Below are 22,614 nucleotides of genomic sequence, written 5' to 3' on the forward strand. Positions count from 1 at the left end.
CCGGCACAGCGGCACCACGGCACACGGCGGCGGCCGCCACCCCGGCCACCGGCGGCCGCCGCCCCGTGGCCGGTGGGTCCGCGCCCCCTCCGCGGACCCACCCCTCCCCGTCCCCCGACCCCGCCGACCCGGCGGCCCGGCGGCCCGGCGCCCCCGCCGCTTCTGCGGCCCGGCGCCCCGGTGCCTCAGCGGCTGAGGCCGCGGAACCGGCGTACCGCCAGCGGCAGGAAGACCACCGTGATGGCGAGCGGCCACACGACGGCCATCAGCAGCGCGTGCTCCTGGATCCAACTGCCGTCGGACGCGACCTCGTTGCCGAACAGGCCGCGCGCCGCGGACGCCGTCGACGACAGCGGGTTCCAGGCGGCGACGGTCCCCAGCCAGCCGGGCATGGTCGACGTCGGGACGAAGATGCTGGAGATCATCGTCAGCGGGAACGCCACCGCGAAGAGCGATCCGGCCGCCTCGGGGTTGGGCAGCAGCAGCCCGAGCCAGACGCCGACCCAGATCAGGGCGAACCGCAGCAGCAGCAGGAGGCCGAAGCCGCCCGCCGTCGCCGCCGCCCCGCCGTCGGCGCGCCAGCCCATCGCCAGCGCCGTGGCGGCCAGGATGGCCAGCTCGGCGCAGGCGATCAGCAGGTCGGTCACGCCGCGGCCGGTCACCACCGCCGACGAGGCCATGGGCATGGACCGGAAGCGGTCGGTGACGCCCTTGGACGCGTCGGTGACGACGGTCGTCGCGGTGTTCATGAAGCCGAACGCCATGGTCGTCACGAACATGCCCGGCATCAGGTAGTTCCGGTAGTCGCCGGCCGTGCCGCCGTCCCCGCCGGGCGCCTTCATCGCGCCGCCGAAGACGTAGCCGTACAGGAGGACGGAGACGATCGGGAAGCCGAGCTGCCAGGCGATGTAGACCGGTTTGCGCCGGTAGTGGGTGAGGCTGCGGCGGACGATGTTCCAGGAGTCCGCCACGGCCCAGTACGCGCGCCCCCGCCCGGTGGCGGGAGTCAGGGTCGTGCCGCTCACGCCGCCGCCCCTTCCCGCCGCGCCGGACGTGCCGCCCCGGCCGCCGGGGCGCCGCCCGGCCCGCTCTCCCGGCCTTCCGTCCCGTCCCGCGGCGACCCGTCCTGCGGCGACCCGCCCCCCGCGCTCCCGCGCTCGGCCGCCGTCCCGCGCTCGGCCGCCGCCTCGCGGGCGGCGCGTCCGGTGAGGCGGAGGAACACGTCGTCCAGCGTCGGCCTGCGCAGCCCGATGTCCTCGACCCGCACGCCGTCGTCCCGCAGGGACCTCGCCGCCTCCGTGAGCGCCTCCACGCGGTCGCGGACCCGGGCGTGGACGCGCCGTTCGGCCTCGTCCACCCGCACCTCGCCCTCGCCGACCCGGGCCACCACCGCGGTGACGCGCGGCAGGTCGGCCGGGTCGGCGGCGACGACCTCGATCACGTCGCCGCCCACCCGGTCCTTCAGGGCCTGCGGCGTGTCGTCGGCGATGGCGCGGCCGCGGTCGATGACCGTGACGCGCGAGGCGAGCCGGTCCGCCTCGTCCAGGTACTGGGTGGTGAGCAGCACCGTCGTCCCGCCCGCCACGAGGTCCCGTACGGCGTCCCACACCTCGCCGCGGCCGCGCGGGTCCAGGCCCGTCGTCGGCTCGTCGAGGAAGAGCACCCGCGGGGCGAGGACCATCGAGGCCGCCAGGTCGAGCCGGCGCCGCATGCCGCCGCTGTACGTCTCGACGCCCTTGTCCGCGGCCTCCACCAGGTCGAACCGCTCCAGCAGCTCGTCGGCGCGCAGCCGGGCGCGGCGGCCGCCCAGGTGGAACAGCCGCCCGAACATCTCCAGGTTCTGGCGCCCGGTCAGCACCTCGTCGACGGCCGCGTACTGGCCGGTGAGCCCGATGAGGCCGCGCACCCGGCCGGGGTGGCGGGCCACGTCCACGCCGGCGACCTCGGCGCGCCCGGCGTCGAACCGCCGCAGGGTCGCGAGGACCCGGACGGCGGTGGTCTTGCCGGCGCCGTTGGGGCCCAGGAGCCCGTGCACCGTACCGGGCCGCACCAGCAGGTCGAACCCGTCCAGGGCGTCCTTGTCGCCGTACCTCTTCCGCAGGCCCTCGGCCCGGATCGCGTGGGTGGTCTCCATGCGGTCGCCTCCGTCCACAGAAACTGAGTACACCGTACCCAGCGGAGCGTACACCGTACCCAGTTTTGGTGCGCGGTGTTTTCCCGGCCGTACGCTGGCGCCATGACCAGCAGCGGCGGCGACACCACGACGAGCGGCAGCGGCGACATCGTCCGCAGCCTGGAACTGCTCTGGGGCACCGAGACGCCCCCGAGCCGGGGCCCCCGGCGCGGGCTGTCCCTGGAGCGGATCGTCACCGCCGCCGTCGAGCTCGCCGACGCCGAGGGGCTCGACGCGGTGTCGATGCGCCGGCTCTCCACCGAGCTCGGCGTCGGCACCATGTCCCTCTACCGGTACGTGCCGGGCAAGGCCGAGCTGCTCGACCTGATGCTCGACCGGGTCCAGGGCCTCCCGGCGGACACGGTCGTACCGCGGCAGGCCGACTGGCGCGCCGCCGTCGAGACCCTGGCCCGCGGCCACCTCGCCCTGTACCGGCGCCACCCCTGGCTGCTGAAGGTCAACCAGAGCCGTACCGTCCTCGGCCCGGGCACCCTGCGCGGGCTGGAGTCGGCGCTGGGCGGGCTGCGCGGGATGGGGCTGAGCGACCCGGAGACGCTGTCGGTGATCATCGCGGTGCAGAGCTTCGTCGGCGGCATCGCGCGGATGGAGATCGAGGCCGTGGAGGCGGCGAAGGAGACCGGCGTCAGCGACGAGGACTTCTGGAAGAGCCAGGAACCCATCCTGGCGCGCGCCATGGAGAGCGGGCGGTTCCCGCTGATGGCGCAGTTGTCGGAGGACACCTTCTCGGCGGAGTTCGACCACTTCGCGTTCGGGTTGCGGTGCCTCGTCGAGGGCTTCGAGGCGGTCGTCGCCCGCAGGGCGGCCGACCCGTCCTGACGCGTCCCGTGCCGCCGGACGCCCCGGGCGCCCCCGGCCGGTACCCGACGGGCCCCTCCCGGTCGGGCTCCCGACCGCTCCCGACCGCTCCCGATAGGTCCCGATGGGTCCCGACGGCTCCCGATGGGTCCCGATGGCCCAGTCGGCGCGCGGTGCGCGCGCGGGTCGCGCAGCATCGGTGGGGAAGCAGCCGCAGAAAGCAGGAGGCAACGCAGTGCGTCTCGGACCCCCCTCGTCGACCGCCCTCACGGTGGCCGCCCTCACCCTCCTCGCGGGCGCCGCGGCCCCCGCCTCCGCCACGACCGCCGCGCCCCAGGCGGCGCCTCCCGCGGCGCCCGCCGTGCGGGTCGCCGACCCCGCTCCCGCCGCCACCCACTGCGTCCCCGCCGCGCCGCTGCGCCTCCAGGGCTCGCAGCGCCCGGCCGGCCCGGCCGTCGGCCTGTGCGTCACGGTCTCCGGCGCGTCCATGACCGTCTCGGCCTCGGCCGACTGCGCCTGCACCACCTCCGGCACCTGGACGGCCCGGCGCGGTGACGCCCGGGACGCCACCGCCTCCGGCACGCTCGGCGCCCGCGCCGAGTACGCCGGACCCGGCACGTACGCCGTCACGGCGACCGTCAGCATCGGCGGCGGCCCCCGCGACGCCGCCTCCACCACCCCGCTCACCGGCACCGTCGGCGGCACGTTCGCCCTCGCGGCGGTCCTGCCCGCCCCGACGCACCGCGTCGAGGTGGCGCCGGCCACGCTGCGCCCCGGGACGACCACCACCCTCACGTACAAGGTCACGCAGGTCGCCGCCGAGGGGGACGGCAGCGCCCGCCTCGGCGTCATCGGCGAGCCCGGCAGCGGCGTCTCCGTCACCTCGCCGGACGCCCGCTGCGTCAACCCGCTCACCAGCGGCACCCCCACCCGGCGCAGCCCGCACGCCGTGGACTGCACGCTCACCGACCTCGCGGTGGGCCGCCCGGCCGCCGTCACCGTCCGGGTCACGCTGCCGTCCGGCTCCTGCTCGTCGGTGGTGTCCAAGCTCGGCTACTGGACGCCGAAGGGCCAGCAGGTCTCGGGCGCCATGCTCAACGGACCCACGCTCGGCTGTCGCTGACGCGCCGTCGACACCCGCACCGGGCCCGCGGCGGGGCCGGCCGCCGTCTCCCCGGCGACCGGCCCCGCTGTCACACCCCGGCCGTACACTCGCCCGATGAATCCGACGAGCCCGACCGGCAACCCGACCAGCCCCACCGGCCAGACCGGCCCGACGCGAGCCTCAGGAACGTTCACGGTCGCCGCGTTCGAGCCCACCTCCCTCGAACCGGACCCCGCCGTCGAGACGGCCCTCCCCGTCACCGTCGCCACCATGGAGAAGCGCTACGAGGGCGAGGTCAACGGCCGGTCCGCGACCCTCTTCACGTCCGCCTACGACACGGGCGCGGGCACCGGCACCTACGTGGCGATGGAGTCCTTCGAGGGCACGCTCGCCGGTCGCGCCGGCACCTTCAACTTCGTGCACGCCGCCTCCACGACGGCCGGTTCGGGCCGGCTCGGCGAGTACTTCACCGTCGTCCCCGGCAGCGGCACCGGCGAGCTCGCCGGGATCACCGGCGGCGGCGGCCTGGCCGTCGACGAGGACGGCACGCACCGCGTCTGGTTCGACTACGCGCTGGGCGACTGACCCCCGGGGCCCCGGCCCCGCATCCGCCGCAGGCTCAGCAGCAGCGCCGCGCCGAGCACGACGGCGCCCAGCGCGAGCCCCGACCCGCCGCCCTCGTCGCCGCCCGACGGCGAGGAGGCGGACCCGGAGGGCCGCGGCGTCGGGCCCTGCGCGGGCGCCGCGCCCGTCCCCTCCACCGGCACCCGCGCGACACGACTGCCCTCGCCCTCCGTGCCGAACATCAGCGCCGTCCCGTCCGGCGTGTACGTCACCGACTCCGACTGGCCCTGGATGGGCGCCCGCACCCGCTCGTCCGGGCCGAGCCGCCCGTCGCGCCACGCGTAGCCGCGGGCGCTGAAGTAGCTGCGCAGCACCAGCCGGGTCCCGTCCGGGGAGAACGCCCCGTCGGTCACCCACGGCACCTCGCCGATCCGCCGGAAGACGTTGGTGCCCTTCGCCGACAGCTCCCGCGGCCCCTCGTACAGGCCGCCGCCGTCCTCGTGCTTCGACGCGATGTACACGCGGCCCGTCTTCGGATGGACCATCAGGGCCTCCGCGTCGCGCGGCCCGTCCTCGTACGTCACCGTGTACTGCGTCGCCGTGACCGTCGCGTCGCCGAGCCGCTCCGGCTCGCGGAAGCGGTAGATCCACACGTGGCTCCACGAGCCGCCCAGGTTGTCGCCGATGTCCCCGACGTACACGTACCCGTCGGGGCCGACGGAGACGGCCTCCATGTCGCGGGGCTTGCCCACGCCGCGCAGCGTGATCGTCGCGACGGTCCGTCCGGTGCGCCCGTCGACGGCGAAGAGCCGCGGCTCGTCCTGGTCGTTGTGGGTCCAGTAGACGCCCGGGTGGGCGCGGCTGGCGGCGAGCCCGCTGGACTCGGTGATCCGCGGGTCCGCGAGCGTGAACCCGTCGCCGCCGTCGTCCGCGAGGGCGGGCCCGGCGGCGAGCAGCGGCGCGGTGAGGGCGAGGGCGGCGCCGCCCAGGGTCGTGCACAGCGCGCGGAGAAGAGCCATGGCCCCAGTGTCCACGGTCACGTGGCGTTCCACCCGCGCGACCGGCCATGATGGCGGCCATGTGTCCCAGGTTCCTGTTCGTCGGCGACTCGATGACCATCGGCAGCGCGGGCGAGCACACCTGGCGCTACCGCATGTGGCAGCACCTGGACGCGGCGCTCGGCCCCGGCCGGTACGGCATCGTCGGCCCCCGCACGACCCTGTACGACCCGGAGGCCGGCGCGCCGGTCTCCACCGCGTACGCCGACCCCGCGTTCCCCGAGCCGGCCCGCGCGCACCTGGCCGGATGGGGCGAGGGCTGGCTGCACATGGCGCCGCTCATCGGCGACGCCGTGGCGGACGGCGGGGCGGACGTGCTGCTGGTCTCGCTCGGCCTGATCGACCTGGGCTTCTACACCAACAGCGACCAGACGGTGGAGAACGTCCGGGCGTTCGTCGCGGCGGCGCGCGCGGCGAACCCGCGGGTGCGGGCGGTGCTGCTGCCGGTCATCCCGAACGTCCGCGCCGAGGAGGAGCCGCCGTTCGCGGCGGAGTGCGCCCGCTTCAACGAACTGCTCGCGAAGACGGTCGCCGACCTGGACCACGGCATGTCCCCGCTGCTGCTGGCGTCCCCGCCGGCCGGGTACGACCTGCGCGCCGACACGTACGACGGCACCCACCCGGGCCCGTCGGGCGAGCACAAACTGGCCGCGGCCTACGCGACCGCCCTGCACCAGGCATGGGGCCTGGGCGCCCCGTACCGCCCGGCCCCCTGAGCGGGACCGGCCACGCGTGACGGGTCGCGGGCGTGACCCGGGACCGCGCCCGGGTCACGGCGACCCGATCGGGGCCCACGCCGACGCGTCCGCCGGGCTGCCGGGTGCCGTTTCCGGTGCCGACCGGCGGGACAGCCACTGCGCGCGGGTCAGGGCGTACTCGACCTCGCCCTCCTCGGCGCCCTCGATCGGGTCGGGCCACTTCTCGAAGTGCGTGGTCACGTACGTCAGCCCGGCCTTCTCCATCACGCGCCGCGAGCCGCTGTTGACGGCCATCGTGTACGCCACGACCCGTTCGACGCCCAGCTCGGCGAAGCCCTTGTCGACCAGCGCCCGCGCCCCCTCGGTCGCGAGTCCGCGCCCCCACGCGACCCGGCGCAGCCGGTAGCCGAGCTCGACCTCGGCCGCGCTGTCCTCCTTCAGCGGCCGGAACTCGAACCACCCGAGCCACTCCCCCGTCGCCGCCTCCTCGACCGCCCAGTAGCCGCGCGTCCCCGTGCACGGGTACCGGCGCAGCATCCCCGGCAGGTGTTCGTCGCGCGCCACCTCCAGGGGCGTCGGCCGCCCCCCGCTCAGGTACCGCATGACCTCGGGGTCACCGTCGAGCGCGACCAGCAGCCCTTCCTCACCGGGCGCGAAGGGGCGCAGGACCAGACGGTCCGTCGTCAGGAAGACTTCCGTGGATCCCATGGGCGGATTGTCGCCGCCGGACGGCCGCCTGCCCACCGAATATCCGTTGGGGGGACGGATCCCGGCCGTCTACCGTCGCGGTCATGCTGCCCGCCGTGGGGACCGACGAGCAGTGGGGCGCCGTCGTCCCCGGCGAGGCGGTGATGCGACCCGGGGTGGAGGACGTGCGCGCGCCTCGGCTTGGCGGGCGCGCCTGACCACCCGGCGAGCCGGCGCCCCGCGTCGCGCGCCGAGGGGCGGGCGGCCTCCCGTCCGGGCCGGGCGGCCGCCCCCTCCCGCTCACCTCCCCCGCGGCTCCGGCGCGACCGCGTAGTCGCCGATGTCCGTCGTGTCCGGCTCGATCCGCGCCAGCGCCTTCGCGATCGGCCCGTCGAGCCGCGCCGCCTTGTCCGCGTCGCGCTCGGCGCGGCGGGCGGCGAACTCCGGCATGACCTCCCCGGCGAAGGTGCGCAGCGACTCGCACACGTGCTCGTGCCGGGTCCGGCCCAGCTGCGCCGCGAAGATCACCTGGTCGACTCCGGCCGCCTCGTACCGGCGCACCAGGTCGGCCAGTTGCTCAGGCGTGCCGATGCCCTGGCGCAGGGAGGCGATCTGCGCGAGCCGCGCCTCGTCCTCCGGGGTGCGGGGCTCGCCGAGCGCCGCGACCGGGTCGCGCGTCAGGCCGTGCTCCGCCCGCGTCTCCTGGAACTGCTGCCACAGGTCGCTGCTGCCGGGCCGGTGGCGGCCGAGCCCGTAGTAGTACTTGAGGCCGAACGACCAGAAGTGCGCGCCGTCCAGGCCACGGTCGAGGGCCGTCTCCTCGTCGGGGTGGCACATGAGGGGCAGGACGACCGCGAAGTTCGGGTTGACGGCCCGCCCGGCGGGGACGCAGTCGTCGGAGGCGATCACCCGGTAGTACAGGTCGACCCACTCCTTCGCCTCCTCCGGCGTGACGAAGGAGAGGGAGAGCGCGCCGAGGCCCGCCCGTGCGGCGGACTCGATGGTCTGCCGCGCCATGCACGCCACCCACAGCGGCGGGTGGGGCCGCTGCTTGGGCTTGGGCAGGACGTTGCGCGGCGGGACGTCGATCCAGCGGCCCTTGTGCCCGGTGAACGGCTCGTCGGCGAGCATCCGCGTGACGACGCCGAGCGCCTCCTGCCACTGCTCCCGCTTGGTCTCCCGGGAGACGCCGAACCCGTCCAGCTCCATCTGCGAACTGCCTTGTCCAGTACCGAAGTCGACGCGTCCGCGCGATATCAGGTCCAGGGTGGCGATCCGCTCGGCGACGCGGGCGGGATGGTTCACGCCGGGGGCGAGCGTGACGATGCCGTGGGCCAGCCGGATCCGATCGGTGCGGGCGGCCGCGGCGGCGAGGAACACCTCGGGGGCGGAGGAGTGGGAGTACTCCTCCAGGAAGTGGTGCTCCGTCTCCCACACGTAGTCGTAGCCGAGCCGGTCGGCCAGTTCTATCTGGTTGAGGGCTTCGTGCAGCAAACGTTCCTCACTGCCCGACTCCCACGGGCGGGGCAACTGGTGCTGGTACAGCAGTCCGAACCTCATGGCGGTGTGCTCCTCGGTAAGGCGGTCGGGTGCGGCATCGACCCGGCGCTCACGAGCTGCCCGTACGCGGTACGTGGCATACCCAACCAATGTGGTTTTGGCCGGTACCTCACCCCTCACCGACCACTACGGCACCACCCGCCCCACCCGTCGACACCCGTCCGGCACGCCGAACACCACCGGCCGCGACCGGCTGACGCCGCGCACGCCCAACGGCCCGCGATTCACACCGCGCGAGCTGCCCGACGAGGACCTGGCCCGGTACACCTCCCGCGCCGTCTCCAGCGCCCCCTACCGCCACCGGGCGCGCTTCACCCTGCGGGCGCCGGCGGAGGCGGTGGCGGAGCACCTGTCACCGACGAGCGGTACCGTCACCGCGCTCGGCCCCGACACGTGCGAGCCGACCTGCGGGTCGGACTCCCTCGACGAACCGACCCTGTGGGTGGACCTGCTGGTCGTCCCCTTCGAGGCCCACGAGCCGCCGGAGCTCCTCACACACCTGCGCACCCTCGCGGACCGCCTGGCCGCCGCCCTGCCCCCGAACCCCCCGCGCCCCTGACGAGCCGCCCACGGCCTGCGGGCCCGGGCGCCGAGCCGACCCGGCCATCGGCATGTCGTTCGACGGGCGGACACCGGGGGGAACTGGTGGCCGATCGGATCACGCGAACGACCCGCCGCCCCCACACGGAACGAGGATCGAGCGCGGGCCGGATTCGCACCCCTCGGTGACGACCCCCGACCGGTACCCCACGGCACGGCGGCGGCCCGCCGACCGCCACACCTCGCCCCGCCGGGCCCGGCCGGGCCCGGGGCGGCGGACTTGCCCCGGCGTCGCGACCGGCCGGCGCGCTTCACCGAACGGCACCCGCGCGGAAGAGCGGGGAGGACCGTTTCCCCGCGCGCGATCCGGCCGGCGCGCCGGCTGGCCTGATCGCACTCGAACGAACATCCAGTAATTGACGGCCCGTCAGATCTACCGGAAGCCTTGCCGGGGAGGAACCGACAGCAAAGGAGCGGGACGAAGCGTGGCAGACGAGAGCGGAAAGACCCCCGACAAGCCCTACGTGATCCGTGGCCGAGGCAAGGACAAGGCCCCGGCGGGCACCTTCGCGCTGTTCGCGGACGTCAACTACAACGTGGGCGGACCACGGGACAAGATCCTCGTCATCCCGACCAAGGGCACGGCGAACAACTTCAGCGAGTACGAATTCGACCAGAGCGACGACGGCGTGAGCTCCGTCGTCAACAACACCGCCGACGACAACATCCTCTTCACGCGCACCAACCAGGGCGGCAGCCGGCTGCCCGTCAAGGCCGGCACGTCGATCGACGACATGACGAAGATCCCCCTGCCGGGCAGCCCGACCAGCACGTGGAACGACCAGGCCCAGTCCGCCCTCGCCTTCGCCCGACCCGTGCCGCTCCCGGTCTTCACCGCCCCCGCGGCCGGGGCGCAGACCGAGGACCGCCGTCAGCCCGTCCGGGGCACCGCCGCCCCCGACGTGCAGCAGGTGCTGCTCTACGAGGGGACCAAGCAGCTGGCCGGCCTCCCGGTCAAGGACGGCGCGTGGGAGTACACCCCGGACGCCGACTGGCCGCTCGGGCAGCACGACCTCGCCGCCGTGGCCGTGCGCGACGACGTGACCTCCGGCAAGGCGTACCAGCGCTTCTACGTCACGCTGCCGAGCCCCGTCGTGGACATCAGGTCGCCCTTGAACGGCGCGGAGGTCGACACCGGGAGCTCGATCGACGGTGTCGCCTTCAACGCCGATTCCGTCCACCTCATCGAGGGGGGCACCAAACTCGGCAGCGCCACGGTGAGCGGTCAGAACTGGTCCTTCACCCCGGACGGCGGATGGAGTACGGGCGGTCACGCCGTGACGGCGACGGCCGTGCGCGGCAGCCAGGAGTCGGAGCCGGACACGGTCACCTTCACCGCCGCGAAGAAGAACCTCACCGTCGACTCCACCTTCAACTCCAGCTGGCAGGACTGGGAGACCCAGAAGTACATCCACTCCTACGACATCACCCTGTACGCCGGTGAATCCGACGTGACCCACTGGAACGTCGGGTTCGGACAGCTCCCGGTCGGGTCGGTGCTCCACAAGGAGTTCACCAGCACGTTCTGGGGGATGATCATCGAGGACGGCTCCCACGGGGACGTCCTCCTCGGCTCGCCTCCCGCGGGCGTCCACGTCGTCCCGAAGGGCGGCAAGCTGACCATCCGCGTCCTGGTGCTCCTCCCGACGCAGGACGAGGCCCACAAGCACCTCTACGCCCTCTTCGCCAAGTCCCTGTCCCGCTGACGGCGACCACCGCGGTGGCCCGGCGACGCCCTCGTGGGCGCTGCCGGGCCTTTTCGCATGCCCACGGGTACGGCCCGCGTCCTCACAGGACCTCCAGCAGCAGGTGGTGCAGCAGCTCCGGGTCGACGAAGGGCATGTCCCGGGTGGGGCGTGAGCGCCAGTCCAGCGGCCACGTCAGCCCGTCCAGCGCCGGCACCCCGACGTACGCCGCGCACCCCGCCCCGCGCGACAGCGCCCGCGCCCGGCCCCCCGGCCAGCCGTAGGCGGCGGCCGTCTGCGGCGGCACCAGGAAGTACATGTTCCGCTGGCCCGCCAACTGCCGCACGATCGGCCCCGCCTGGAAGTCCGTGTACGTCATGAGCCGGTACGTCACCTCCTCCGCGAGCATCCCGGCGATCCGTACGGCGTCGAAGTGAACGCCCGCGTGGCGCAGGGCATGACCGGAGGCGGGCACCCAAGAGGGAGCCGTGTCAAGCGGCTTGGGGAGATTCATGAGACCAGCTTCACGACTCGGCTCTACTGTGACCAGCGCCACAAGGCGTCTGTGCTGAGCTGTGCAAATGGGAGCGGCGACTGTGAACCCTGTGAACATCGGGACCAACGGCACCCCCGGTGCCGCGAAGGCGTTCGGACGGCTGCTGCGCTTCCACCGGCAGCGCGCGAAGGTCTCCCTGGAGCTGCTGGGCGAGCACACCGCGTACTCCAAGTCCCAGGTGGCCATGATCGAGCGCGGCGAGCGCAAGCCGAGCGCCCGGTTCGTGGAGGTCGCGGACGAGGTCCTGGGTGCACAGGGTGCACTGCTGGAGGTCGCCAAGGAGGTCACGGCGAGTGGAGTGGCGGCGTGGCTGGAGGACTATCTTGTCGCGGAGGCCCAGGCCGTCTCCGTCCACAAGTACGAGAATCACGTGATCCCGGGACTCCTTCAGACGGAGGCATACGCCCGAGCCGTCTTCCAGTGCGCCAACCCGCCGTTGGATGACGAGGTCATCGAAGCGTCCATCACAGCGCGGCTCGCCCGGCAGGGCCTGTTCCGGCGCAAGCCGCTTCCACTGATCAGCTTCGTTCTCGAGAAGGCTGTGCTGACCCGCCCCATCGGTGGCAGGGCAGCTCTCAAGGAGAATCTGCTCAGCATTCTGGAGGTGGGGCGGCTCCGCCACGTATCGATCCAGGTGATGCCGGAGGACCGAGAGACACACGCCGGACTCGATGGCCCCTTCATCCTGCTCGAAACCGCCAAGCACCGCAGCCAACTCGTCTACGTGGAGGGGCAGGGTGGCCGCTACTTTCTCAGCGAACAGCCGGACGTAGCAGACGTGTTCGCCCGCTATGGCATCCTGCGAGCACAGGCGTTAAGCCCTGAAGACTCTGCGGAACTCATCGAACAGGTGGCACGAGAGCTATGAGCACCGACCTCAACTGGTTCAAGAGCAGCCACAGCGGCAGCCAGCAGGGTGAGTGCGTCGAAGTCGCCTTCAACTGGTTCAAGAGCAGCTACAGCAGCGACCAACAGGGTGACTGCGTCGAGGTCGCCGTCTGTCCGCACACCGTGCACGTGCGGGACTCGAAGGACGTCGCCCGCCCCGGGCTGGCTGTCGGGGCGGGCGCGTGGGACGTGTTCGTCAGGACCCTGGCCCCGTGAGGACGACGAGTTCCCGCGTCGCGCGCGTCATCGCGACGTAGCGGTCGACCGCTCCCTCGACGCCCTCGCCGAACTTCTCCGGGTCCACGAGGACGACCAGGTCGAACTCCAGGCCCTTCGACAGCTCCGGCGTGAGCGACCGGACGCGGGGGCGGCCCCGGAACGTGGGGTCGCCGATGACGCAGGCGACCCCCTCGTCATGGGCGGCGAGCCACGCGTCGAGGATGCCGTCCCGGTCCGCGACGGAGCCGTGGACGACGGGGACGCCGCTGCTGCGGACGGAGGTCGGCACGTTGGCGTCGGGGAGCGCGGCCCGGATGACCGGCTCGGCCTCCGCCATGACCTCCTCCGGGGTGCGGTAGTTGACCGTGAGGGAGGCCACCTCGGCCCGGTCGAGGCCGACCCGCGCCAGCCGCTCCTGCCAGGTCTCCGTGAACCCGTGCCGGGCCTGGGCGCGGTCGCCGACGATGGTGAAGCTGCGGGACGGGCAGCGCAGGAGCAGCATCTGCCACTCCGCGTCGGTCAGCTCCTGCGCCTCGTCCACCACGACGTGCGCGAACGGCCCCGCGAGGACGTCCGGGTCGGCCGTGGGCAGCGCGGACTCGTCGACGAGGCTGTCGCGCAGGTCCTGGCCGTGCAGCATCGTCACCGCGCCCTCGCCGTCGTGGTCGGAGGCGATGACGTTGTCGATCACGTCGGCCATGCGGGCCCGCTGGGCGGCGACGTCCGCGTCGTGCCGGCGCTTGCGCAGGGACGCCTTGGGGTCGCCGAGCCGCTGCCGGGCGGCGTCCAGGAGCGGCAGGTCGGACACCGTCCACGCGTGGGCGTCCGCGCGCTGGAGCGCCCGCACCTCGTCGGGGCCCAGCCAGGGCGCGCACATCCGCAGGTACGCCGGTACGGTCCACAGGTCGCCGACGAGGTCGGCCGGCTCCAGCAGCGGCCAGGCGCGGTTCAACGCCCCGACCAGTTGCCGGTCGTGCCGCAGCGCCCTGCGGAACAGGTCGTCCGGTACCTCGGCGTCGAACTGGTCGCGGAGGATCGTGACCAGTTCGTCGAAGATCCGGTCGCGCGCCTCGTTGTGCGGGGTGCCGGGCTCGGGCGCGTCGAACGCCTCCGCCCAGTCGTCGGCCGACAGCCGGGCCTCGCCCCAGGGGGTGGTGACCGTCATGGCGTCCGTGGGCGGGGCCTCGTAGAACCGGACGGCCTTCTCGATCGCCCGGACCAGGGGCGCGGACGCCTTCAGCCGGGCCACGGCCGGGTCCGTCTCGACCGCCGCCGTGGCGCCCTCGGGGACGAGGTCGCGCAGGGTGCACGTCTGCACGCCCTCCTCGCCGAGGCTGGGCAGGACGTCCGCGACGTACGCGAGGTACGGCTCGTGCGGGCCGACGAACAGCACCCCGCCCCGACGGTGGCCGAGGCGCGGGTCGGAGTACAGGAGGTACGCGGAGCGGTGCAGGGCGACGACGGTCTTGCCCGTACCGGGGCCGCCGTCCACGACGAGGGCGCCGCGGGAGCCCGCCCGGATGATGGCGTCCTGGTCGGACTGGATGGTGGCGAGGACGTCCCGCATCCGCTCCGACCGGTTGCCGCCCAGGCTGGCGATGAACGCCGACTGGTCGTCGAGCGCGGCGCCCCGCTCCAGCCCGTCGGCGGTGAACACCTCGTCCCAGTAGTCGCTGATCCGGCCGCGGGTCCAGCGGTAGCGGCGGCGGCTGACCAGACCCATCGGATGGGCGTGGGTCGCCGCGAAGAACGGCTCCGCCGCCGGGGAGCGCCAGTCGACCAGCAGCCGGCGCCCGTCGCCGTCGGTGAGGCCGAGCCGCCCGACGTACAGGGGCTCCGGCTCGCCCTCGACGACGACGTGGCCCAGGCACAGGTCGAGGCCGAAGCGGCGCAGGGCGCGCAGGCGCCCGGACAGCCGGTGCACCTCCACGTCCCGCTCCATCACCTCCCGCCCGATGCCGCCGGGTGCCCTCAGCGTGGCTTCGAGGCGGTCGGACACCTCGGCGATCGACTGTTCCAGGGCGGCCGCGATGGCCGCGAAGTGCTCCTCGTCGGCGGCGATGAGCGCCGGGTCCGCCTTCGCGGAGAGACGTTCCGGCAGAGCGAACGCGCTCGTGGTGGAAGGGGTCACGTCAGCGGCTCCGTTCCTGCGTCGTGGCCGCGGAGACCCGCGGTGCGGCCCCCCGCGCCGGTCCTACGTCCCCGCACGCCCCGTGAAACGACAAAAGCAAACGCACTTAGTGAATCTCCCATTTCCCCAGCATCCGGCCTAGGCCAGCGATTCTGCGCCACGGAGGGGGCCTTGCCGCAAGCCCCCCGGTGCGCTATACGTTGAGAGTGCCGGAGAGTGTGGTCTGTCTCCTCCACCGTCACCTCGCGGTCTCCCGCCCCCTCCCTCCTCCGCGACGCGGAGTTCTTCGCCGCCTCCGGGCGCAGGCCCCCTTCCCGCCCCGCCCCGGCGCCCACGCGCCGGAGCCGGCCCCGGAGTCCCGGACCGCGTCCCGCCCGGGGTCCGCGTCCCGCCCGGACCGCTTCCCGGACCGCGTACGGCCCGCAGGGCGGGCGGCGGGCATCGTGCTTTCCGCAGGTCGCGTGGTGCCGGAGCCCCCGTGCGCCCGGGAGGAACCGCCCGACGGGTCCGTGCTGCGCAGCCGACGACACGCGGACGCACCGCCCCCAGCACGTGCCGGACCGATCGGTCACCCACGTGTCCGCCAACGGCGACATGGTGGAGGTCGACACGCGGAGCATCCCCGGGCCGGGGGCGGCGCCCCGGCCCGTGCCCGCGTTCACCACCGAGCAGCCGAAGGCTCCCGCCACGTCGCCCCGTTGGCGCGCGGCACTCGACGCGCTGCCCGCCGCCCCCGACGAGGGCGGGTCGGCCTCCGAGCGAGGAAGCCGCGGCGGGCTCCGGCCACCGGTACGCCCCACGGGCCGGGGCGTTCTCAGGCGCCGGGGGTCGTGTCCGTGGGTCCGGTCGTGGGCGGGAGGCGGAGGAAGCCGGTGGCGCGGGGGGTGAAGGTGAGCTCGCAGTCCTCGCCCACCCCCGACCGCACGCCCTCCGCCACGTCCGCGTCGGGTGTGCCGAAGACCTCGAAGCGCTCCACCCGGCAGTGCTCCATCACGTCCTTGATGTACGGGTCCGCGAGCCGCCAGTGGGTGCGGACCGCTTCGGAGTCCCGGTACAGCTGGAAGCTGTGCGCGAGCAGCCGCTCCTCGTCCACGAACGTCTGCACCATCACCTGCGGCCCGTGCTCCCGCGCGAAGGCCACCGCACGGTCGATCGCGTCACGGAAGTCCTCCAGGTGGCCGTCGGTGACCCGCATGGTGTTGTGGAACAGCAGGGTCGTGTCGTCGTGTGTCGTCATGACCCGAGCCTGCTTCCTCAAGTGGACTTGAGGTCAAGGCGTGGAGGGCGGCCCGGTGATCGGCGGCTCGGTCGCGGTGATCCCGCGCAGGCCGAAGAAGTACGTCGCGACAAAACCGGCCGCGTATCCGGCGAGCAGGCCCGCCGCGTAGACGGTGACCGTCCGCAGCAGGCCGCCCGCCCCGTCCAGCAGCGGGAACAGCGCCCACCCGGACGGGCCGATCGCCGTCGAGCCGACCGTGTCGCCCCACATCCCGAACAGGCCCACCACTCCCCCGCCGAACGCCCCGCCCACACACGCCGTCACGAACGGGCGGCCCAGCGGCAGCGTCACGCCGTAGATCAGCGGCTCGCCCACGCCGAGCAGACCCGCGGGGAGCGCGGAGCGGATCGTGCGGCGCAGGGCCGTGTCGCGGCGCAGGCGTACGTACACGGCGAGGGACGCGCCGACCTGCCCGGCGCCCGCCATCGCCAGGATCGGCAGGAGCACCGTGTGACCCTGCTGCTCGATGAGCGTGGCGTGCAGCGGGATCAGCGCCTGGTGCAGGCCCAGCATCACCAGCGGCAGGAACAGCCCGCCCAGCAGGAACCCGGCCGCCGCGCCGCCGTGCGCCAGCAGCCGGTCGGCGGCCGTGCCGATGGCCGCCGCCACCTCGCCGGCCGCGTACATCAGCCCGTACACCGTCGCGAGGCCCGCGACGAGGACCGTCAGCGTCGGCGTGACCAGCACGTCGAGGGCCTCCGGGACCCTGCGGCGACACCACTTCTCGACGCGCGTCGCGAGGAACGCCGCCGCCAGCGCGCCGAGGACGCCGCCCTGGCCGGGCGACAGCTGCTGCCCGAACACCTCGACGCGGGACACCCCCGCGTACACGACGATCGCGGCGACGGCCCCACCGAGGACGGGCGTCCCGCCGAACTCCTGCGCCGTGTTGTAGCCGACGAACACCGCGATCAGCGCCATGAAGCCGGAAGCGATCACGGTGAGGGCGGGGGTGAGGGCGGGCAGCGCGCCGAGGTTGACGAGGAGGCCGTTCAGTCCGGCGATGATCCCGCAGCCGATGAGGGCGGGGATCAGGGGGACGAAGACGTTCGCGACGCGGCGCAGGAGCCGGCGCACCGGGCGCCGCCCGCCCGGACCGCCGGGACCGCCGGAGCCCGAGCCGGCCGGACCGGGGCCCGGGCCGCCGGGGCCCGAGCCGGCGGTCCCGGGGCCGGCGGTCCCGGGGCCCGGGCCGTGGGCGGTGACGGCGGCCGCGCCGCCGGGGCCGCCGGGCGGGGCGGTGGCCGCCGGGGCGACCAGCGCCGCGAACTCCGGGGTGACCCGCGCGACCGCGCCCGGGCCGAGGACGATCTGGTACGTACCGTCGTCCTCGACCACGCCCAGCACGGCGGGCAGGGCCCGCAGCTCCGCCTCCCGTACGAGGGAGCGGTCGCGCAGGGTGAGGCGCAGACGGGTCATGCAGTGGGCGACGGACGCGACGTTCGGCGCGCCGCCGACCAGGGGGAGGAGGGCCGCCGCCGTGGACCGGTGGTCCGGGGGGCGGGGTTCTTCGGTCGTCGTCATGGGGGCCTCGCCGTGCGGGGGGTGTCCGGGGGGCCGCCGGGTGCTCGGTCGGGGTCAGGGGACCGCCGAGAGCGCGGCGCGCAGGTGACCGTGGTGCTCCGCGAGGAGGCGGGCGGCGGTCGGGGCGTCCACCCCGCCCAGCAGGACGAGGATCGCGTGCTTCACCTCGCCGCCCGTCGCCTCCAGGGCCGCCGCTATCTCCCCGTCGGACGCGCCGGTCGCCTGCGCGACGATGCGGTGCGAGCGGGCGCGCAGCTTGTCGTTGGTCGCGCGCACGTCGACCATCAGGTTCCCGTACGTCTTGCCGAGCCGGATCATCGTGATCGTCGAGAGCATGTTGAGGACGAGCTTCTGCGCCGTGCCGGACTTCAGCCGCGTCGAACCGGTGATGAACTCCGGCCCCACCACCACCTCGATAGCGTGGTCCGCCGCCGCGGCCAGGGCACTGCCCGTGTTGCAGGCCACGCCGACCGTCAGGGCTCCCGCGTCCCGCGCGTACTCCACGGCGCCCACCGCGTACGGGGTGCGGCCCGACGCCGAGACGCCGACGACCGTGTCGTCCGGGCACAGGTCGAGGGCCTTCAGGTCGTCGTGGGCGAGGGACGCCGCGTCCTCCGCGCCCTCCACCGAGCGGACCAGCGCCTCGGGGCCGCCCGCGATCAGCCCCACGACCTGCGACGGGTCGGCGTTGAAGGTGGGCGGGCACTCGCTGGCGTCCAGCACGCCGAGCCGGCCCGCCGTGCCCGCGCCCGCGTAGACGAGGCGGCCGCCGCGCGCCATGCGGGCGGCGATGGCGTCGACGGCGGCGGCGATCCGCGGCAACTGCCCGGTCACCGCCGCCGGGACGGCCCGGTCGCCGTCGTTCATGGCGCGGGCGATGTCCAGGGTGGAGCGCGTGTCGACGTCCGCCAGGTCGGGGCGGAACTCCTCGGTGGTGAGCGTGCCCAGCTGCGTACGGAGGGAGGCGGGGGCCGGGGCGGCGGCCGGCCCTTCCGGGGCGGCGGACGGGTCCTCCGGGGCGGCGGCCGGGGCGTGGCCGAGGCCGGTGGCCGTGGTCCGGGTGGCGGGGCCGGTGGCCGGGGTCCGGGTGGCGGGGCCGGTGGCCGGGGTCCGGGTGGCGGGGCCGGTGGCCGGGGCGGGGTCGTTCATGCGCGGCTCTCCGGTGCGTCAGCGGGTGGACGGGCGCGGGCGCGGCGCCCTGCGGTGGGCCAGCGCCTCGTACGACGCGGACAGCGCGGGCGCGGCCGTCGCGTACGTGCGCTGCGTGACCCCGGTGAACAGGCAGTCCACCACCAGCAGCTGGCTCGTGCGGGACGACATGGCCGCCGGGCGCAGCTCCGTCTCGCGGGCGGTGGACGTCGTGAGGACGTGGTCGGCGTACTGGGCGACCGGCCCGTCCGGGCGGCCCGTGATCGCCACGGTCGTCGCGCCCCGCTCGAAGGCGACCCGCAGCGGCTCGATGACGTCCGCGGTGGCGCCGGAGTGCGTGACCGCGACGGCCACGTCGCCCGAGCCGAGCTGCACGGCGCCGGTCACCGCCACGTGCGGGTCGTGGTGGGCGTGCGCGACCAGGCCGATGCGCAGCAGCTTCTGCGCCAGGTCCTGCGCGACCAGCCCGGAGGCGCCGATGCCGTACACGTCCGTGCGGCGGGCGTCCGCGAGGGCCTGGACCGCCGCGGCCAGCTGGACGGTGTCCAGGGCGGCCGCCGTGTCGGCGAGCGTCTGCTGCTCGTCGCGGGCGAGCTTGGCGACGACCGCCTCGATCGGGTCGTCGACCGCGATGTCGGAGGTGACCGCCGGTGAGCGGCCCGAGGTGCGCTGCGCAGCCAGCCCGGCCAGCGCCAGCCGCAGGTCGCGGTAGCCGGGGTAGCCGAGGAGGCGGGCGGTGCGCACGACGGTCGCCTCGCTCGTACCGGTCAGCTCCGCCAGACCGGTGACCGTGAGGGCCGCGCAGCCGGCCGGGTCGGCGGCGACCGCCTCCGCGACGCGCAGCATCGACCGGGTCATCGACGGGGCCAGGGTGCGCACCTTCGCGGCGAGCGGATCCGCGGCGGCGCCCACGACCGGGCCTCCGCCCGCGTCCGCGCGCGGGCCGCCCCGGTCCGGCGGGCCCACCCGGGCGGTGAAAGTTTCCTTCACTTCGTCGATCACCTCTGAAACGTATTTTCAGTGATGGTGGCCGTCAACCCCGCGCGTCAGAATGGCTGCATGAACGAACCGGACCGGCTGGAACAGGCACTGCACGCCGCCCGCGCGCTCGTCCTCGCCGACCTCGCCGCCCGGGACGTCGCCCAGGCCGAGGTCGTGTCCATGGTCGAGGACGCCGTCACGCACCGCCGCTGGTGGGTCGGGCAGTGGCCGGAGGGCATGGGGTACCTCTCCGGGCTGGTCGCCCAGGACGTGCAGGACGCGCTGCTGGAGCGGTACGGACGCTGGCCGCTGTGCCCCGTCTGCGACTCGGGCGACCCGCACGCCCTCCACGTGGAACCGGAGCTGGGCCCCGACCCGCACTGGGTGTGCGGCCGGGCCGGCGTGGTCGTCGCCCCCGTGGGAGGCCTGACGTGACGCTCTACATCGACCCGCCGACCTGGCCCGGCCACGGCCGCCTGTGGTCGCACCTGATCAGCGACACGTCCTTCGACGAGCTGCACACGGCGGCCGCCGCGATCGGCGCGCCACCGCGCGCCTTCGACGGCGACCACTACGACATCCCCGCGGACCGCTACGCCGACGCCGTGGCGGCCGGGGCGGTGGAGGTCGGCCCCAAGGAGATCGTGCGGCTCCTCAGGGCCGCCGGGCTGCGCCGCCCGAAGCACCTCCGGACGCCTTCGCCGTGACCCCGGCGGAAGCCGTGGGCGCGGTGACGCCGGTGGGCGCCGTGGCGTCCGTGGGCGCGGCGGTTGCGGCGGTCGCGCCCATGACGACGCGGCTCGGCGTACCGGTCTCCCGGCGGTGCAGTCGCAGCGCGACGCCCACGGTGAGCAGCGCGACGAGCGTCATGGCGCCGCCCGCCCAGGCGGTCGCCGGGTAGCCGAGGCCGGCGTCGATGACGGTGCCGCCCAGCCAGGGGCCGCCGGTGTTGCCGAGGTTGAACGCCGCCGTCGTGGTGGCGCCCGCGAGCGTCGGGGCGGCGCCGGCCACGTTGAACATCCGGGCGTTGAGCGCCGGGGCGGTGTAGAACGCCGAGACGCCGAGGAGGAACGACACCGCGACCGCCGCGACCGGACTGCCGCCGAACAGGGCGAGCGCCGCGAGCAGCACCGTCGACGCGGCGATGCCGCTCAGCAGCACCCCGAACAGGTGCGCGTCGGCGACCCGGCCGCCGACGGCCGTACCGACGAGCGCGCCCACGCCGAAGAGCCCCAGCACCATCGGCACCCAGCCGGAGTCCAGGCCCGCCACGTCGGTGAGGAGCGGAGCCAGGTACGAGAAGGCGCAGAACACCCCGCCCGCGGCGAGCGCGGTGACGACGACGGCCAGCCACACCTGCCGGTCCCGGTAGATCGCCAGCTCACGGCGGAGGGCCGGCCGCTCGGCGGGCAGCGGGATCCGCGGGATGCGGGTGACGACGCCGACGAGCGCGAGCGCCGAGGCGGCGCCGACCGCCCAGAAGGCCGAGCGCCACCCCAGGTGCTCACCGAGGAAGGCGCCCGCGGGCACGCCCAGGACGTTCGCGATCGACAGGCCGCCGATCATCACCGCCATCGCGCGGGCCCGCGCCCCGGGCGCCACCATCGCGATGGCCACCGCCGCGCCGACGGCCCAGAACCCCGCGCAGGCGAGCGCGCTCACGACGCGGGACGCGAACAGCACCCCGTACGAGGGCGCCAGGGCGCCCGCCACCTGCCCGAGGCCGAACGTCGTGATCAGCGCGATCAGCGTCGTCCGGCGGGGCAGCCGCAGCGTCGCCACGGCGAGGAGCGGCGCGCCGACGACCATGCCGATCGCGAAGGCCGATATGAGCAGCCCGGCCTGGGGGATGGACACGTTCATGTCCCGGGCGATGGGCGGCAGCAGCCCGGAGAGCATGAACTCGCTCGTGCCGAGCGCGAAGACGGACAGGCCGAGGATGTAGACGGCCGTCGGCATGCGCGCGGGGGCGGGGGCGGGGGCCCGGTCGGTGGCCGGGGCCCGGTCGGTGGCGGGGGCCCGGTCGGTGGCGGGGGCCCGGTCGGTGGCCGGGGCGGTCGACGGCGTCGGGGCGGTGGTGTGCTCGGGGGGAAGATCGTCGTGGGGCGGCATGACAGGTGTGAACACCATCTGAGCCGCTTACATTCCCAGGAGCTCCAGCTCGGTGGCGAGGTTCCGGCGGGCCGCCGCCTCCCAACGGGAGGTCCCGTACGGGGTGCGGAACAGCCGTGGCAGGTCGAGGAGCCGGCGCAGCACGGCGGCGCGGCCCGCGCGGAACGCGTCGTCGGGCACGAAGCCGTACTCCTCGCGCACGGCCGCGGCGTAGGCGGCGTACGCCTCCGGCCCACCGGCGAGGACCGCCAGGTCGGCGTCGCACAGCACCTCGCCGTCGCGGTCCCCGGGCGCGGGGTCGTGCGTGACGGTGAGCAGCACCAGCCGGGACACCTCCGCCGTGCGGTGCGCGTCGACGCCCAGCTCGGGCAGGGCCCGCTCGGCGAGGCGGGCGCTGCGCTCCTCGTTGGTGGAGCGGTCGGGGAGGTACACCGCGTCGTGGAACCAGGCGGCGAGCTCCACGGCGGCCGGGTCGTCGGCGTGCCCGGCCAGCTCGTCGACGCGGCGGAGCACGGCGAGGAGGTGGTCGGTGGTGTGGTAGCGCCGCTGCGGCTCCGCCCACCGGCCGAGCAGGTCCCGCAGGTACGGCTCCGAGTCCGGGAGCCCCGACGGATCGGACGGCTGGGGGGCCTGCGGGTCGGGCGACCGGGGGGCCTGCGGGTCGGGCGGCTGGGGGGCCTGCGGGTCGGGCGGCTGGGGGGCCGCCGACCGCTGCCGCTCGGGATCGCCCGCGCCCCGCGCCCGCCGGACGGTCGCCAGCCAGCGGGCGCGGAGTTCGTCGTGGGCGGGATGCGGGGCGGGTGCGGCCATGGGGCCCATTGTGCCGCGC

At 74.8% G+C, this 22,614-nt stretch carries 23 protein-coding genes; 10 read left to right on the plus strand and 13 right to left on the minus strand.

Going from position 1 to position 22,614, the window contains the following annotated elements; genetic code table 11:
• Positions 1-185: 185 nt before the first annotated feature.
• Both NRO40_RS13100 and NRO40_RS13105 read right to left on the minus strand, forming a co-directional pair.
• On the minus strand, positions 186-1,025 hold the full coding sequence (locus NRO40_RS13100) for an ABC transporter permease (RefSeq protein ID WP_058944629.1): 840 nt from the start codon (positions 1,023-1,025) through the stop codon (positions 186-188).
• Positions 1,022-2,134 carry an ATP-binding cassette domain-containing protein gene (locus NRO40_RS13105; RefSeq protein WP_079047430.1) on the minus strand — a complete coding sequence of 371 codons (1,113 nt, stop codon included), beginning with the start codon at positions 2,132-2,134 and terminating at the stop codon, positions 1,022-1,024. Before NRO40_RS13105 ends, NRO40_RS13100 begins: the two co-directional genes overlap by 4 nt.
• Before the next feature lie 102 nt (positions 2,135-2,236).
• Between NRO40_RS13105 and NRO40_RS13110 the strand changes: the two genes are divergently transcribed.
• The 3 genes from NRO40_RS13110 to NRO40_RS13120 all read left to right on the plus strand — a co-directional run bounded on the left by NRO40_RS13110 (position 2,237) and on the right by NRO40_RS13120 (position 4,679).
• The gene (locus NRO40_RS13110; RefSeq protein WP_058944628.1) at positions 2,237-3,010 is read left to right on the plus strand and encodes a TetR/AcrR family transcriptional regulator; all 774 of its coding nucleotides are present in this window, start codon (positions 2,237-2,239) and stop codon (positions 3,008-3,010) included.
• Between the two features lie 214 nt (positions 3,011-3,224).
• Positions 3,225-4,112, plus strand: coding sequence for a hypothetical protein (locus tag NRO40_RS30570; RefSeq protein WP_058944627.1), 888 nt, complete (start codon positions 3,225-3,227; stop codon positions 4,110-4,112).
• Positions 4,113-4,208: 96 nt separating this feature from the next.
• Complete coding sequence (locus NRO40_RS13120; RefSeq protein ID WP_058944626.1) at positions 4,209-4,679, plus strand: DUF3224 domain-containing protein; 471 nt, start codon at positions 4,209-4,211, stop codon at positions 4,677-4,679.
• On the opposite strand, the gene NRO40_RS13125 is transcribed toward NRO40_RS13120, so the two are convergent.
• Positions 4,661-5,677 (minus strand): hypothetical protein, encoded by a 1,017-nt coding sequence (locus NRO40_RS13125; RefSeq protein WP_058944625.1) that lies wholly within the window; start codon positions 5,675-5,677, stop codon positions 4,661-4,663. The genes NRO40_RS13120 and NRO40_RS13125 overlap by 19 nt on opposite strands.
• Before the next feature lie 59 nt (positions 5,678-5,736).
• Here NRO40_RS13125 and NRO40_RS13130 point away from each other — a divergent pair, with 59 nt between their 5' ends.
• Complete coding sequence (locus NRO40_RS13130; protein ID WP_058944624.1) at positions 5,737-6,432, plus strand: GDSL-type esterase/lipase family protein; 696 nt, start codon at positions 5,737-5,739, stop codon at positions 6,430-6,432.
• Between the two features lie 54 nt (positions 6,433-6,486).
• Here NRO40_RS13130 and NRO40_RS13135 read toward each other — a convergent pair whose 3' ends face one another.
• Complete coding sequence (locus NRO40_RS13135; RefSeq protein WP_079047429.1) at positions 6,487-7,122, minus strand: GNAT family N-acetyltransferase; 636 nt, start codon at positions 7,120-7,122, stop codon at positions 6,487-6,489.
• 279 nt (positions 7,123-7,401) lie between these two features.
• A complete protein-coding gene (locus NRO40_RS13140) occupies positions 7,402-8,661 on the minus strand; it encodes an LLM class flavin-dependent oxidoreductase (protein ID WP_058944623.1) in 1,260 nt (419 codons plus the stop codon).
• A 91-nt stretch (positions 8,662-8,752) separates the two neighbouring features.
• On the opposite strand from NRO40_RS13140, the gene NRO40_RS13145 reads away from it, so the two are divergent.
• On the plus strand, positions 8,753-9,220 hold the full coding sequence (locus tag NRO40_RS13145) for a WYL domain-containing protein (RefSeq protein ID WP_157901927.1): 468 nt from the start codon (positions 8,753-8,755) through the stop codon (positions 9,218-9,220).
• 466 nt (positions 9,221-9,686) lie between these two features.
• Positions 9,687-10,967 carry an Ig-like domain-containing protein gene (locus NRO40_RS13150; protein WP_058944621.1) on the plus strand — a complete coding sequence of 427 codons (1,281 nt, stop codon included), beginning with the start codon at positions 9,687-9,689 and terminating at the stop codon, positions 10,965-10,967.
• A gap of 82 nt (positions 10,968-11,049) precedes the next feature.
• On the opposite strand, the gene NRO40_RS13155 is transcribed toward NRO40_RS13150, so the two are convergent.
• Positions 11,050-11,460, minus strand: a complete 411-nt coding sequence (locus tag NRO40_RS13155; protein WP_058944620.1) for a hypothetical protein — start codon at positions 11,458-11,460, stop codon at positions 11,050-11,052.
• Between the two features lie 91 nt (positions 11,461-11,551).
• Between NRO40_RS13155 and NRO40_RS13160 the strand changes: the two genes are divergently transcribed.
• A complete protein-coding gene (locus NRO40_RS13160; protein ID WP_257375414.1) occupies positions 11,552-12,370 on the plus strand; it encodes a helix-turn-helix domain-containing protein in 819 nt (272 codons plus the stop codon).
• Complete coding sequence (locus tag NRO40_RS13165) at positions 12,367-12,606, plus strand: DUF397 domain-containing protein (protein WP_058944618.1); 240 nt, start codon at positions 12,367-12,369, stop codon at positions 12,604-12,606. The genes NRO40_RS13160 and NRO40_RS13165 overlap by 4 nt, the downstream gene beginning before the upstream one ends.
• Here NRO40_RS13165 and helR read toward each other — a convergent pair.
• The 5 genes from helR to NRO40_RS13190 all read right to left on the minus strand — a co-directional run bounded on the left by helR (position 12,587) and on the right by NRO40_RS13190 (position 19,694).
• Complete coding sequence (gene helR, locus NRO40_RS13170; RefSeq protein WP_058944617.1) at positions 12,587-14,740, minus strand: RNA polymerase recycling motor ATPase HelR; 2,154 nt, start codon at positions 14,738-14,740, stop codon at positions 12,587-12,589. The two genes, NRO40_RS13165 and helR, sit on opposite strands and share 20 nt — an antisense overlap.
• 814 nt (positions 14,741-15,554) lie before the next feature.
• A complete protein-coding gene (locus NRO40_RS13175) occupies positions 15,555-15,977 on the minus strand; it encodes a hypothetical protein (RefSeq protein WP_058944616.1) in 423 nt (140 codons plus the stop codon).
• 33 nt (positions 15,978-16,010) lie between these two features.
• Entirely contained in the window at positions 16,011-17,543 is a 1,533-nt protein-coding gene (locus NRO40_RS13180) for a PTS transporter subunit EIIC (RefSeq protein WP_257375415.1), read from the minus strand.
• Between the two features lie 54 nt (positions 17,544-17,597).
• Entirely contained in the window at positions 17,598-18,692 is a 1,095-nt protein-coding gene (murQ, locus tag NRO40_RS13185) for an N-acetylmuramic acid 6-phosphate etherase (RefSeq protein WP_079047215.1), read from the minus strand.
• 18 nt (positions 18,693-18,710) lie between these two features.
• The gene (locus tag NRO40_RS13190; protein ID WP_079047216.1) at positions 18,711-19,694 is read right to left on the minus strand and encodes a MurR/RpiR family transcriptional regulator; all 984 of its coding nucleotides are present in this window, start codon (positions 19,692-19,694) and stop codon (positions 18,711-18,713) included.
• Between the two features lie 57 nt (positions 19,695-19,751).
• On the opposite strand from NRO40_RS13190, the gene NRO40_RS13195 reads away from it, so the two are divergent.
• Complete coding sequence (locus tag NRO40_RS13195) at positions 19,752-20,108, plus strand: hypothetical protein (RefSeq protein ID WP_058943247.1); 357 nt, start codon at positions 19,752-19,754, stop codon at positions 20,106-20,108.
• Entirely contained in the window at positions 20,105-20,380 is a 276-nt protein-coding gene (locus tag NRO40_RS13200; protein ID WP_058943211.1) for a DUF4031 domain-containing protein, read from the plus strand. The genes NRO40_RS13195 and NRO40_RS13200 overlap by 4 nt, the downstream gene beginning before the upstream one ends.
• Here NRO40_RS13200 and NRO40_RS13205 read toward each other — a convergent pair.
• A complete protein-coding gene (locus NRO40_RS13205; RefSeq protein WP_058943248.1) occupies positions 20,328-21,632 on the minus strand; it encodes a Cmx/CmrA family chloramphenicol efflux MFS transporter in 1,305 nt (434 codons plus the stop codon). The two genes, NRO40_RS13200 and NRO40_RS13205, sit on opposite strands and share 53 nt — an antisense overlap.
• 180 nt (positions 21,633-21,812) lie before the next feature.
• A complete protein-coding gene (locus NRO40_RS13210; protein ID WP_079047217.1) occupies positions 21,813-22,595 on the minus strand; it encodes an HD domain-containing protein in 783 nt (260 codons plus the stop codon).
• Between the last annotated feature and the right edge of the window lie 19 nt (positions 22,596-22,614).

The sequence above is a fragment of the Streptomyces changanensis genome (assembly GCF_024600715.1).
GTDB lineage: Bacteria > Actinomycetota > Actinomycetes > Streptomycetales > Streptomycetaceae > Streptomyces > Streptomyces changanensis.

Coding starts and splice junctions, on each gene's coding strand:
- NRO40_RS13195 (WP_058943247.1), top strand. CDS start 19,752: ATGAACGAACCGGACCGGCTGGAACAGGCACTGCACGCCGCCCGCGCG.
- NRO40_RS13105 (WP_079047430.1), bottom strand. CDS start 2,134: ATGGAGACCACCCACGCGATCCGGGCCGAGGGCCTGCGGAAGAGGTAC.
- NRO40_RS13135 (WP_079047429.1), bottom strand. CDS start 7,122: ATGGGATCCACGGAAGTCTTCCTGACGACGGACCGTCTGGTCCTGCGC.
- NRO40_RS13120 (WP_058944626.1), top strand. CDS start 4,209: ATGAATCCGACGAGCCCGACCGGCAACCCGACCAGCCCCACCGGCCAG.
- NRO40_RS13180 (WP_257375415.1), bottom strand. CDS start 17,543: ATGACGACGACCGAAGAACCCCGCCCCCCGGACCACCGGTCCACGGCG.
- NRO40_RS13125 (WP_058944625.1), bottom strand. CDS start 5,677: ATGGCTCTTCTCCGCGCGCTGTGCACGACCCTGGGCGGCGCCGCCCTC.
- NRO40_RS13155 (WP_058944620.1), bottom strand. CDS start 11,460: ATGAATCTCCCCAAGCCGCTTGACACGGCTCCCTCTTGGGTGCCCGCC.
- NRO40_RS13110 (WP_058944628.1), top strand. CDS start 2,237: ATGACCAGCAGCGGCGGCGACACCACGACGAGCGGCAGCGGCGACATC.
- murQ (WP_079047215.1), bottom strand. CDS start 18,692: ATGAACGACCCCGCCCCGGCCACCGGCCCCGCCACCCGGACCCCGGCC.
- NRO40_RS13130 (WP_058944624.1), top strand. CDS start 5,737: ATGTGTCCCAGGTTCCTGTTCGTCGGCGACTCGATGACCATCGGCAGC.
- NRO40_RS13165 (WP_058944618.1), top strand. CDS start 12,367: ATGAGCACCGACCTCAACTGGTTCAAGAGCAGCCACAGCGGCAGCCAG.
- NRO40_RS13140 (WP_058944623.1), bottom strand. CDS start 8,661: ATGAGGTTCGGACTGCTGTACCAGCACCAGTTGCCCCGCCCGTGGGAG.
- NRO40_RS13175 (WP_058944616.1), bottom strand. CDS start 15,977: ATGACGACACACGACGACACGACCCTGCTGTTCCACAACACCATGCGG.
- NRO40_RS13210 (WP_079047217.1), bottom strand. CDS start 22,595: ATGGCCGCACCCGCCCCGCATCCCGCCCACGACGAACTCCGCGCCCGC.
- NRO40_RS13205 (WP_058943248.1), bottom strand. CDS start 21,632: ATGCCGACGGCCGTCTACATCCTCGGCCTGTCCGTCTTCGCGCTCGGC.